The sequence below is a fragment of the Lentibacter algarum genome (assembly GCF_018860975.1).
Classification (GTDB): Bacteria; Pseudomonadota; Alphaproteobacteria; order Rhodobacterales; family Rhodobacteraceae; genus Lentibacter; species Lentibacter algarum_A.
The window spans coordinates 255,808-267,687 of record NZ_JAHKQI010000008.1 but is presented as its reverse complement, the minus strand read 5'-3'; the positions used below and the strand labels follow the sequence as shown (position 1 = coordinate 267,687).

The 11,880-nt window shown below is 52.2% G+C and carries 9 protein-coding genes and 1 tRNA gene; 5 read left to right on the top strand and 5 right to left on the bottom strand.

What is annotated here, in order from left to right:
* Window positions 1-53 precede the first annotated feature (53 nt).
* Window positions 54-740: a crotonase/enoyl-CoA hydratase family protein gene (locus tag KO498_RS10680; protein WP_215959883.1), complete on the bottom strand. Its 687-nt coding sequence runs from the start codon at window positions 738-740 to the stop codon at window positions 54-56.
* A 280-nt stretch (window positions 741-1,020) separates the two neighbouring features.
* Here KO498_RS10680 and KO498_RS10675 point away from each other — a divergent pair, with 280 nt between their 5' ends.
* The 4 genes from KO498_RS10675 (at window position 1,021) to KO498_RS10660 (ending at window position 3,641) form a co-directional block, all read left to right on the top strand.
* Window positions 1,021-2,304 carry a tyrosine-type recombinase/integrase gene (locus KO498_RS10675; RefSeq protein ID WP_215959882.1) on the top strand — a complete coding sequence of 428 codons (1,284 nt, stop codon included), beginning with the start codon at window positions 1,021-1,023 and terminating at the stop codon, window positions 2,302-2,304.
* A 136-nt stretch (window positions 2,305-2,440) separates the two neighbouring features.
* Entirely contained in the window at window positions 2,441-2,650 is a 210-nt protein-coding gene (locus KO498_RS10670; RefSeq protein WP_215959881.1) for a helix-turn-helix transcriptional regulator, read from the top strand.
* A 5-nt stretch (window positions 2,651-2,655) separates the two neighbouring features.
* On the top strand, window positions 2,656-3,132 hold the full coding sequence (locus tag KO498_RS10665; RefSeq protein ID WP_215959880.1) for a hypothetical protein: 477 nt from the start codon (window positions 2,656-2,658) through the stop codon (window positions 3,130-3,132).
* 209 nt (window positions 3,133-3,341) lie between these two features.
* Window positions 3,342-3,641, top strand: a complete 300-nt coding sequence (locus KO498_RS10660; protein ID WP_215959879.1) for a hypothetical protein — start codon at window positions 3,342-3,344, stop codon at window positions 3,639-3,641.
* Between the two features lie 674 nt (window positions 3,642-4,315).
* Here KO498_RS10660 and KO498_RS10655 read toward each other — a convergent pair.
* The 3 genes from KO498_RS10655 to KO498_RS10645 form a co-directional block, all read right to left on the bottom strand.
* On the bottom strand, window positions 4,316-5,620 hold the full coding sequence (locus KO498_RS10655; RefSeq protein ID WP_215959878.1) for an McrC family protein: 1,305 nt from the start codon (window positions 5,618-5,620) through the stop codon (window positions 4,316-4,318).
* Complete coding sequence (locus tag KO498_RS10650; RefSeq protein WP_215959877.1) at window positions 5,620-8,139, bottom strand: AAA family ATPase; 2,520 nt, start codon at window positions 8,137-8,139, stop codon at window positions 5,620-5,622. Before KO498_RS10650 ends, KO498_RS10655 begins: the two co-directional genes overlap by 1 nt.
* Window positions 8,140-8,747: 608 nt before the next feature.
* Entirely contained in the window at window positions 8,748-10,142 is a 1,395-nt protein-coding gene (locus KO498_RS10645; RefSeq protein ID WP_215959876.1) for a sodium:proline symporter, read from the bottom strand.
* A gap of 248 nt (window positions 10,143-10,390) precedes the next feature.
* Here KO498_RS10645 and KO498_RS10640 point away from each other — a divergent pair, with 248 nt between their 5' ends.
* Complete coding sequence (locus tag KO498_RS10640; RefSeq protein ID WP_354667654.1) at window positions 10,391-11,152, top strand: metallophosphoesterase family protein; 762 nt, start codon at window positions 10,391-10,393, stop codon at window positions 11,150-11,152.
* A 624-nt stretch (window positions 11,153-11,776) separates the two neighbouring features.
* Here KO498_RS10640 and KO498_RS10635 read toward each other — a convergent pair.
* Window positions 11,777-11,866, bottom strand: a tRNA-Ser gene (locus KO498_RS10635).
* Window positions 11,867-11,880 lie beyond the last annotated feature (14 nt).

Genomic DNA, 11,880 nt, shown 5'->3' with positions numbered 1-11,880 from the left:
TACCGCTAACGCAACACGCCATGCGAGGCGTGCAAATCATGCAGCAAACGTGGTTATGCGGTCATCCCGGCTAGGAAAGCACGCATTTCGGCCAATTCGGCTGCTTTGATCTCCCGCTTGTTCTTACCAAAGACAACCGGCATGCTGGCAAGCCCAGTGGCAACCTCAGCCGCACGCGTGGGCACATCAGCAGCATCAACCACCTCGTCCAGAACCCCTGCCTCAAGCGCTGTTGCGACATCGATGTCTTCAGACAAAACAGCCATCCGCGTCAGGTGCTTGGGGTTGATACGCGACTTGGCCAGCGCAATCAGCAACGCTCCAAGATCAAGGCCAATGCGGCTTTCGGGCATGCTGTATTTGAACGCGCCTTGCGCACCAACGCGGTAGTCACACACCAACAGCAGGAAGATCCCAAGCCCGATGCCATGCCCCGTGCACCCGGCCACAACCGGACGCGAAAAGCTCAAAAGTCGCGTCAGCAATTCAAAGCCGCCTTTCACCTGCGCCAGTGTCGCCTCCTGCCCTTTGGCAAACTCCTTGAGGTCAAAACCCGCAGAATAAACCTGATCACGACCCATGAGCACAACAGCCTTCGCCTTGTCCGCCTCGGCCTTGTCGAGCGCCTCGTTCATGGCAGCAATAAACGTCGGGTTCACCACATTCAACTTGCCGTCGTCCATGCTCAGCGTGGCGATATCATTGTGAAGTTCGTAAGAAATCATGGCTAAATCCGTCATATCAGGGTTGCGTCGCCCTTGTGAGTAAATCAGATTTTTGCTCTTTCCCAGAGCCAAGCCGCGCAAAGCACGCAGGACATTACGTCAATCGGGGAAATGTGGCGGATCGACAGACCGCCATATTATAATCTTCAAGCGTCCACCAACATCCATTAATCACATATAAATCAGTCATATACCTTCCATATATGTCCAATCACGTCTACAGTATTCTTGACTTTTATGTGGGGCGGGTTGTGGTTTACCGCTTGTTGTGGGGCTAAATGGGGGGCCAGGCGATATGCCTAAACGTGCAAAAGGACTATCGGCAGCGTTTTGCAGCACTGTGAAGCGACAAGGAAAGTACAGCGACGGTGATTGCCTAATGCTGATTGTCTCCAATTCTGGGAGCAAGCGATGGGGTCAGCGCCTCGTAATAAGAGGTAAGAGGCGCGACCTTGGACTTGGTAGCTATCCCCTCGTTACATTAGCTCAGGCGCGTGTCGTGGCCTCACAGAACCGACAAATTGCCAGAGATGGTGGTGACCCGTTAGCTGCGCGCGAAAAGGTCAGATCAACGCCAACTTTCGAAGTTGCTATGGCAGCGCTTCTCGAAAAGAAAGCAGGCGAACTGACCAATGCTAAACATATAGCTCAATGGGAAAGCACTTTGCGTACATATGCCGTTCCGAAATTGGGCACTAAGCTTGTCACAGAAATCACCGTCTCTGATGTTCTAGAGGTCTTAACCACAATCTGGGCCACGAAGAATGAAACCGCCAGTCGTTTGCGTGGGCGAATAGAAGCTGTGTTAGCTTTTGCCACCGCTCGCGGATGGAGAGAGGGCCCAAACCCGGCAACGTGGGGCGGCAATCTCGACATGCTCCTCCCAAAGCCCTCAAAAATCAAACCAGTTGTCCACCAACCCTCCCTCGCCGTTGAAGAAATACCAGATTGGATGAGCCAACTAAGGAAACGTCAGGGCGCATCCGCAAGATGCTTAGAGTTTCTTGCGCTAACTTGGGCAAGAAGCGGGGAAGCGCGTGGCGCTATCTGGTCAGAGATTGATTTTGAGACAGCGATTTGGCTCATCCCTGCACATCGAACGAAGACGAAAGAAGAGCACGCTGTTCCCCTTTCAAATGCGGCCCTTGCCCTCCTACGCAGCATTCCGAGGACTGTGGGAGAAGACTTTGTGTTTCCGGCGCCAAGAGGCGGGGAGCTAAGTGATATGGCCCTGTCAGGCGTCATGCGTCGAATGCATGCATATGAGGTTCTCAACGATCTATCCTTGCCAGAACTCGGCATTCGAGAAGAGGAAGCCGGATGGCGTGATCCTCAGACAAATCGTCCAGCCGTTCCACACGGCCTGAGAGCAACAGCGCGAAACTGGGCTGGCCGCAAGGAGTATCCAAGAGAAATGGCGGAGCTCGCTCTTGGGCATCGAATTGGCAACCGTGTGGAGCAGGCTTACCATCGCGAAACACTTGTTGAGCGCCGCAGATTGATGATGAATGCTTGGGCTGAGTATGTATCTCAGGAATCAAGGAACCTGCCCAACGTGAACGGCCTCAGATTGGTTTAATGTGGGGCGGTAACTCCCAAAAAAACATATATATTAAGGTGATAAACAGTAATTGTCCGCTGTATAGGCTGGTGCATCGGGCAATAGACATTATTGGCTGATCTTGGGGTTCTAGAAACCTAACAGGATCAATTCAATGACAATTCAGACTTCACACACGCGCGTTCTCCGCCTTCCAAGTGTTATTGCTTCGGTCGGCCTTTCCCGCTCTACAATCTATGCTATGATGAAAGATGGCGAGTTCCCCAAACCCATCAAACTCAGCAAGCGCGCAGTCGCCTGGCGTGAAAATGACATTCAGAATTGGCTGTCTGACCGCGGCGTTAAGCCAGAGCTCAGAAGCTAAAACTGATGAGAAAAGTCTACAAGCAACACAAGCGCGGGAAGTCCGCTCCAGAGCACTATACGAAGATGCATCGCTCAACCATGGAAACTGAAGCATGGAGAGCTTTGAGCGGGAACGCTCAGGCTATATATCCTTGGCTAAAACTTGAGTGGAAAGGCCCTAACGCCAACAATAATGGTAAAATTAGCGCCTACGTTCGACAGTTGGGGGAATGGGCGGGGATCAATTCTGAAACCGCAGGTAACGCGCAGCGAGACCTTCAACGAAAAGGGTTCATTGTAGTCACTCATTGCGCGGAGCTCGGCGTTGCAGGCAAGGCCAACGGCCACCAATACGAAATAACTGAGATTCCTTTACCCTCTTCAAATATCAACCAAGGCCGGTGCCTCTATAAGCAATGGAAACCAGGAGCTGATTTCGAAGTTATCCAACCACAAAAAAGAAACCCAAAAGGTGGAACACCACCGCGCAACACAAAATGAAACCCCGTGCGGATTTCTGGAACGAACCTGTGCCGATTTCTGGAACGGTTGATTATCTACCGTGCGGATTTCTGGGACGCCCTGTGCGGATTTTTGGAACGGCTGGACACCATTCTAGGATCATGTCGTGCGGATTTCTGGAACATCCTTAACCTACCAAGCTACACAAAAAGAAACGAACGATGGCCAAAACTGAATAGAAAACCAAAATGAAAAAAATCGACCGGTTATTGCAACGTATCAGTTCGACCGTTTCAGACGAAACAGCGTCAGCTTCAAAGGTCGAGATACTAATCGGACACGCCGCACAATTTCATAGCAATATGCTTGAGCCTCAATTAGCTCGCTTACAGATCGAAGAAGCTAAGAACCTCCTGGAGATTGCCTCCATGGATACCTGCCACAGGCTCAGAGAGCGCCACCAGTGCCCGTCTTGGTGGCGCGCGATACCCTCCATGGGATTTACCCCCCTAGCGCCCACCCGCGCACAACTCGACCTTTTCAGCTAAAAAATCTCCGTTTACTTAAAGAACCCCACTTAAAGCAGCCTACCTGCATCAACCATTTCGCTCGTTCATGGTCGTTTTTGGGCCGTTTGCGGAGCCTAAACCAGCTTATCACCCCTCAACGCAGGTTGTGGTGGCCCCAACAGTCCTGCAGGTGGTGACTGTCCTGCCCTCTAAACGCGCTTTCTCAGCATGATAGCCAGCCACACAGGCCTCCGTATGAGATTGCATCATCTCGCTGGCGAAGATCTGACACCCTTCTGCAGTGTAGGCGCTTTCACTCCCAGCCAGTAGAGGTGCTGCGTACACTGTTTTCTTCATCTTTATTTCCCCTGTGTGCGACAATGTGCCCAGAACATTTGAACAATCACAAGATTTCAAGTTTAAAAATTTTGGAAGCCGCGATTGTGTGAGACGACTACCAGCTCAAAGCGCCAAATTTTACCCCCCGGGGGAAGGGCCGAGCAGCCCCCTACCCCTTCATCGGTCACTTACTGAAAATTCCCATGAGATGGGCGGAAAGCGGAAGTTCGCTGCGGGTACGCAGCTACCAGATCAATGTTGACGAAGCGGACGTTCCGTCACTCGTTAAATCCGCCGCAGATTTCTGAATGCCATGAATTGAACGACAAGCCTACAATCCTTTCGGAAGGCATTTGGCACCAAGCTCAAGATGCCTAAACCAGCACCTCTTCGGTCGCCAAGAGGACAATGCTCCTCAAACGGGCGACCATGTTGTCGCCTCTAGCGATATCCACGCTCGCAGTCTCCATGATCTTTTCCTGACCCGAAATTCGAAATCGAGCCTGAAGGCCCTCCACATCTGAAAGATCCTCGTGATGAGGATAAAGCAGCGTCAGACGAGGGGCTTTGTAGAGGTGAGCGTAGGCCATCATCTGGTAGACGTCGGCTTGGGAAACCCCTTGCTTGCGATCATCAATACGCGAGGAAATCCGCTTCCACTTGGTATCGATCACATGCACAACCTGTCCCGCATACCAGATCAGGATATCTGGCTTCGTCTGGAACACCGCGCGTTCATCGTCGACCGATGTCAGACAAGACAGCCTTCCGCCTTGAAGAGCAACCCGATACTCCGTTCCTGCCAATGCGCGCGTGATCAACCGACCGATATACTCTTCAAAAAGTGTATTCATTTCGAACAGAAGTGCCGTCCCTCGGACGGAACCGGCACTCGTCGTTTGGTAACGATTTCGAAGAAACAGTTGTGCCATCCCGAACAGCTCCTGCCATGCGCGATTGGTCCGGTCGATGATGACCTCCTCCCACTTTAACGCGGGAACAGAAACTTCGGCAATATCGGCATAAACGAAGGCCAGCTCTCGCAAGCTTTGTTGATTGCTGGCGTTTCGTGACGTTCTGAACAGATGCGCGATGGTCGCTTTCATAATGCGGTTCAGCGCGATGTCATCCGATAACTCATCAAATTTGCACGCCAGTCTCGAAGGGTTCGCCGCATGACGCGTAAACTGACGAGGCAGATCGAGTGTGCCGCGCAAAGCCGCGAGGTCATCCTCATGGGTGATGTACTGGCGAGGCATACCGCGACGCACGGCATCGGTCAGCTTGTTACAGAAGATCCGGATAAGAATTTCCAGAAGGGTTTCACGCTGCCAGTCGAGTTCTGTGAACTGCCCCGTTTCGATCTTGAGATCCAAGGCGACCGCTAGCATGTGAATAAGACGTTTGCGAATGGCCGCGTTCTGCACCACCTCGCCGCCCTGTTGCTGGACGTCGATCTTGGGAAGGATTTCAAGACTGCAGCCCTCGGCTGCAAGAACACCGACGACCCCCCGTGCCCGCAGTTCATGACGGCGCTCCTCGAGAACACCACCACCCTTGCCTGCAAAAGCTGATGTCTTCGCCATTGCCGCAAGACGTCCGGCAAAGTGCTCGGGAATACAGCCATCCCCCTCACCATAGGGCAGCGTTTCCCATTCGCGTAGGGAAAACGCAGGCATTAGGCTGCAAACTCCGAGAAGTCGAATTTGTCTTTCACAGTCCATCTCAGCTTTTCGCCAGAGAAGTCATCTTCGGTCATTCCCGCGGGGACAGCAATTTGTTTTGCGTTAAGGAAACGAGACCGGTCTTGCCTAGAGTCGCCTAGAACGGACGCAACCTTCGACCAGTCCTCGTAGAAATACTCTGCAAGCAACGGGATTACCTTGTCTCGCATGACGCTCTCGATATCTGACCGCGACTGGCAGCCTGTGAAGTAAGCGTGCCCGATTTGATGCTCTCGGTCGAACAGATACTCGATGCGTTCGTTGATCGTAGAAAGCAGCTTTTGCAGATCGACACCCTCGACGTTGCTCGAGAGAACGGATGGGTCGGGTAACAACTCCTTGAAAGAAAATCGACGACGTAGCGCGGTATCTAAGAGCGCAATAGAACGATCAGCCGTGTTCATTGTGCCGATGACGTGCAGATTTTGAGGCACACCGAAAGATTTCTTCGAATAAGGAAGCGTCAGGCGGATTTCGTTTTCAAGCCCAAGCCGCTTGTCAGGCTCAAGAAGTGTGATCAGTTCGCCAAAGACTTTGGAGATATTCGCCCGGTTGATTTCGTCGACTATGAGGACGTGCGGTTCAGGCGATACGGGTTCATCAATGGATTGAGAATTCATGTATCGTTCCACAAGCGCAATGTTCAGCTCTTGCTTGCGCAGAGGATAAATCGTGCGTTGAGAAATAGCCATGTTGTAGAATTCGTTGGCAGGCATTCCGGCTTCGTCCACCCAAAGCCAGCGCATAGCTCGGCGGTGCGGGTAAGTTTCGGTGCCTTCCCTCGGGTGGAATTCGTAGTCGCCTTCGACGATCCCGATCGCGCGGATCAGTAGGTTTCCCTTGCTGACCAGGACGATGTCACCCTGCTTCAAGTCATTGCGGAAGATGTCTGTCATTTGCACAGCTGAGGTAAGAGAAAACTCCGAGCCTTCATCGGAATAGTCTTGTTCGACCCGAGCTTTGATTGCGGAACGTTCGGTAAACTCGTCGCCCGAAAAATCAGAGCGGGAAAACCCGAAGATAGCGCAGCTTTCAGTGATTGCCTCATCGAAAACTCCGGCTTCCTCTGGAACCGCCACAGCGCCGATCGACATTTTGAAAACATTGCGCCCGTCAAGCGAAAGCCGCTCTCCCGTCGAACTCTGCCCACGGCTAGCATCAGCGCGGCGGGCGATCCTCTTGAAAACTCCGTCTTCAACCCGCAGACGGAAGCCACCCGTCGCGCTTGGATCTGTCGTAGTGTCGAAGGTTTCATCCCTTTCTGTTTCCGGTCGCAGTCCTTCAACGAACTCCTCATAGGACGTCGATTGGTGAAAGGTCACAAATTCGATACGCCCCTCTCGTATAAGCTTGCGATATGCGGTCATCAAAGCCCCTCGTTGAGCATTGCCTTTGAGTTCGGATGCAGCCTTCTCACCCAAACAAAGCTGAACGGCTTCCCACGCGGTTCGATAGGTCTTGCCCGTGCCCGGAGGGCCATAAAGGATTAAGTTCGTGGCCAAGGTTTTTTTAGTGTTAGGTTCTGATATCATTGCATTACGGCTTTCTTGGTAACCAAGCGAAAAAGTGAAAACTGTGTCCCGACTATCAGCCTGATCGGAAATCGCTGGCTCGGGGAGATTGGCAACACGTTGTAGGTCTTGGCTCTTTAGTGTTCGGTGAATTGTTGGGGTTCGCTCTTTTATACCTAGCTTTGTGATAAGATCACCGGACCGGATGGACACCTTCGACATTGCATTCTCACGGGCAGGTTCGATGAAATAGTTCAGCACGCAGAGAATGATCCGGTCTGCGCCTTGAATCAGATGCTCGTAGCGATCAGGGCGTTCAACAGGCTGATCATTCTGATCCACGATGATGAATCCTGCATTGTGAAGACGCGCGGCAGCATCCGTTTTTTGCCCCCACCCACCGTTCAGTTCAGTCTTGTTGACTATGAAACCGATCAGCGGTTTTGTCGGGTAGACGCGATTTTCGCGCTCACGCGATGACCGGACCCAGTAGTCGCGTGGTTCGCCAAAGGCGCTAAAGACGCCCCCATGCGCGCCATTAGTACGATAGCTGTCATAAGCATCCATCGCAGCTTCAATTTGGGCTCGATTGAGAACTGAGGGAGACTGATCCGCAGGCATTTCTTTGACATCTCTTACATCGAAAGCCAATTGTTGCAAAATGTCGCGCGATTCATCTTCTCCCTTCTTCTTAAAAAAGTCATCCTTGTTAGGAACAACTCCATCAAAGAATTTCCCTATAGCCCGGGCCACAATAGGCTTTGTCGGATACTCGCGCCCCTCATTGACGATGATCCATCTCAAGGATTTCCCGAATCCATATCGTTTCAGGAACTCTTTCTCGCCCAATTGATCGAATTCTGCCATTGCAGTTTCAATATCGGTTCGTCCAATTTCATTAATGCGTTCTCTCTGCGCGATCCTTAAGCGGTTTCTGCGGTCGCCTTCATCAAAGTCTTGCAAACTTCACAACTCCAATAATTAAGATTTCGCAGAGCCTATCGCATCTAGCCTATTCATCAATCGCAATTGCTCAACCGTGTTACGTTTCAGCTCCCGCAAACACGGCATACCAAATATCAGCGCCAATCGTTTCGCTCGCGACACGTAAACACTGGTGCATTTGTGCCGTGTGAAGAGCTAGTCGTTGCCACTCAAAGGACAGTCAAGCACTTTGGCCTTGTTAACAAATGGAAGCTTTGTCGGCTGATTGGCGTTTTGGCTGTTCTAATGCTGCGAGATGCAGGAATGTCGCCTTCAATGGACCGCACCGCAGCATCGCAAGGTGCAGAAGTACAGCAGCTATGGGCCGTGGTAGTTGCAATCGGTACGAAGGGCGGATTGCGGACCTTCGCTGCAAGTGCGCGGTCATTGTTTCGGATTGTGAAAAACTGACATTCACACTCCTTCCTGCGCAGTAAATCTTACCGCACCATTCACCAAGGGCAGCTATGCGCAGGAAGCGGGCTTTGCAACTTGATTGGATGGGCCTAGCAGTTGTTTAGCATGACGTCGTTGTGTAGCCGCGACGCCTATGTTTCCAAGTACTCATTGCGCTTGATAAATTTGCTTTATGTGACCGAGTGTTCTGCGTTGCTTGGCCGACGACTTGATCCAATCACTACGGCTACGAAACCAATGGCTAACACAACAATGCAGATTTGCAAAAGCTGTTCATACTTGTGCCCTTCATAAAGAACAGTTTTTGCCCAGGCAGCGTCCCGAGCAAAGTAGAGCATTGCACCAACCATTGCCGCCGAAAAGCTGACTAGAAAGGCCCAAAGGCTGACACGACGATCAAGGAACAAACCAGCCAATAAAATTGGCGTTAAAAACATCGATGCGGTTCCCGACACCGCGACCGCGTCAAACAGCGTTTGATTGCCCCACAACGTCAACAATGCCCCGAGAACAGCAATGGCCACCATCGCCAAACGCCCGCCCAACAAGCTGCGTGTCGCCATCCCTAATTCTTCGGTGGCCAGCCGAGCCGATGACGCAAGCGCTGAATCGAGCGTTGAGAGGGCTGAAACGAGTAATGAAACCATTAGTGCTGCAAACACCCAATTGGGCAGCATAGTCGACCAAGTGCCGATCAATTGGGCCTCATATGTCGCCCCGGCTAAAGCGGCTTGAATCCCAAAGAAACCAAAGCCCAAGATGCAAAGCGTCGATATCCAAAAAGCGTGCAAGAAGCTTTGGCGGGTTATCACTTCATCGCTAAGAAACCCGCGGTCCATCATAATCGGGTCATGTGCTGGATAAGAAAATACTTGCAGAAAGGCGACCAACAGCAAAACCCAACCGTTGTACCCTCCCGAAACACCGTCGGCAGTTAACACTGCGCCCAAATCAAAGCTGGGTGACGCAATAAGCGCAACAAACGCCGCGCCGAACACCACGATGAAAACCGCCATTTGGATCACGTCTGTTCGTAGGGCGGCACTGAGCCCACCCCAACTGGAATAGGACAATACGAGAACCGTAACGAGTAGAATGACGAGGTTTTTGTGTTCTGAAAACTCCGGCATTACCGCCACGAAAATCAACCCAACAACGATCAGGTTGGCGAAAACCTCGGACAACAAACGCAGAGAGACAACGAGATTGTAACAGCTTTGGCCTACCGCGCCAAAATGCGCGCCCAGCCAATCCTGAACTGATCCAGCGCCCGAAGCACGCAACCGCGCGACAATCAATCCGCCCGTCAAAAACGATCCGTAATATGCAGCATAGGCCAGCACGCCGGCAATGCCATAGTAGTAACCTAGGATTGCGGAATTCATCAAAGAACGCGCAAAAATCCAAGTGGTCGCCTGGCTGAGTACCAGCGTCCACAATCTGGGCGGCGTGCCGTCTTGATTGAGCCCGGCAAAAAAGGCTTCGGTTGTCGTTCGCCGGGGTGTCATTACCAAGGTAGCGGCGATAATGGCGGCGAAAACGCCCAAAATAACGGCAGGTTGCATGGTCGGCTCTCCTCTTCTTGGCGTCGACTTATATCTGCCTTTGCCGTCGGCTATCAGGGCGGCCTCACACGCGCACTACAATTTTCCGTGACGCGGCCCGCAACATGTCGGTAATTGGCTTGCCTGTGCCACAGAGCTGACGCAGTCTTTGCGAAGTGGTGCGGGGATGCAAAATGAAATTTCGAGATTTGGGGCGGCTTGAGGGTGACCTTTTGATCTTTGGGGGGCCCTATTCCAACCTGCACGCATTGCAGGCGCTTGATCAAATTGCGGCGGAATATCCAGCGAAAAATGTCATTTGTACCGGCGATATTGTTGCCTATTGCGCTGATCCAGCGGCTTGTGTTGCCTTGATCCGCACGCGTGGCTGGACCGTCGTTGCAGGCAATTGCGAACGTCAATTGCAAGTCGGCGCAGATGATTGCGGTTGCGGGTTCGAGGATGGCAGTGTCTGTGACCTAGTTTCGCGCGATTGGTACGCGTTTGCCAAGGCCCGGATTAATAGTTCGGACCGCGCGTGGATGGCTGCCCTGCCTGACGGAATTATCTTTGAAAACCGGGGACAACAACACGCCGTGCTTCACGGTGGCGCGACAGATTTGGCGGCCTTTATTTGGCCGACCAGCCCTGCGGAAGTTTTTGAGGCGGAGGTTGCCGCCATTGGCACACCAGTTGATGTCGTGATCGGCGGTCACTGCGGGATTGCTTTCGAAAAGCAAGTCGCGGGAGTAACCTGGTTAAATGCTGGTGTTATCGGGATGCCACCGCATGATGGCCACCAACAGACCCGATATGGCAGGCTATCAGAAAGTGGTTTTAGCGTCGAAATCCTCGACTACGATTATCAAGGGGCCGCCGCCGCGATGGGAAACGCTGGGTTGACTGGGGGGTATGACGGCGCACTGGTCAGCGGCAACTGGCCAAGCGAGCAAATCCTACCGCTTGAGTTGCGAAAGCAAAGCGTTGGAATTGAGCCACATAGGCGACATAAGATTTGCCGCCTGAAATGAAACCGACGCTATAGCTTAACCCGGCGAGAAACTGGTCGAAAAAAACGGACCACCTCTGCATTCTCAGGCTTTTGAAAGCGTATTGCAAATGCCAAAAACGATCGTTTTTGGAAGACACAATATTGCGGTCGATCTGAAGCCTGTTTTCTCGAAAGCCGCCATTGGAGCAGCTGCACCGAAACGGCACTTCGTCCGCAGTGCAGACCACGGGTAAGTCAAAATGCTGCGCACCTGCTCCAATGTCCGCTTCGGGGAAGCTGTGACGCAGCGACCGACCACTTGGCCAAGGTCCGCAATGGGCCGAAAAAAACGAATGTCGTTAAGGGGCGGAATGCGGACATTCGCTGCAGGTGCGAAATAGAAGATGGCTGAGCAGGTACCCTCCTCCGCCTGAGCGGCTGTAGCAATCAAAGCATCAGAGCTGGCATCGAGGATCAAGCGTTGAACTGGGTTGGGTTGGGTGTTCTTTGGTTGATCATTTGACTTGTCCTTTTACCATTTCGGAATGGGCCACGAGCCCAGAAAGAAACATAAGCGACAACAATCGATGTGGGCTTTGATGTGGGGTAGTCAAATTTTTACTTTGAATTAACTAAGATAAATCAATGCCTTAAGTAAAGTTTATGGCGGATCGACAGGGATTCGAACCCTGGAGACGGTCACCCGCCTACACACTTTCCAGGCGTGCGCCTTCGACCACTCGGCCACCGATCCGTTGGTGCTCAATA

Coding starts and splice junctions, on each gene's coding strand:
- KO498_RS10680 (WP_215959883.1), bottom strand. CDS start 740: ATGACGGATTTAGCCATGATTTCTTACGAACTTCACAATGATATCGCC.
- KO498_RS10675 (WP_215959882.1), top strand. CDS start 1,021: ATGCCTAAACGTGCAAAAGGACTATCGGCAGCGTTTTGCAGCACTGTG.
- KO498_RS10670 (WP_215959881.1), top strand. CDS start 2,441: ATGACAATTCAGACTTCACACACGCGCGTTCTCCGCCTTCCAAGTGTT.
- KO498_RS10665 (WP_215959880.1), top strand. CDS start 2,656: ATGAGAAAAGTCTACAAGCAACACAAGCGCGGGAAGTCCGCTCCAGAG.
- KO498_RS10660 (WP_215959879.1), top strand. CDS start 3,342: ATGAAAAAAATCGACCGGTTATTGCAACGTATCAGTTCGACCGTTTCA.
- KO498_RS10655 (WP_215959878.1), bottom strand. CDS start 5,620: ATGCCTGCGTTTTCCCTACGCGAATGGGAAACGCTGCCCTATGGTGAG.
- KO498_RS10645 (WP_215959876.1), bottom strand. CDS start 10,142: ATGCAACCTGCCGTTATTTTGGGCGTTTTCGCCGCCATTATCGCCGCT.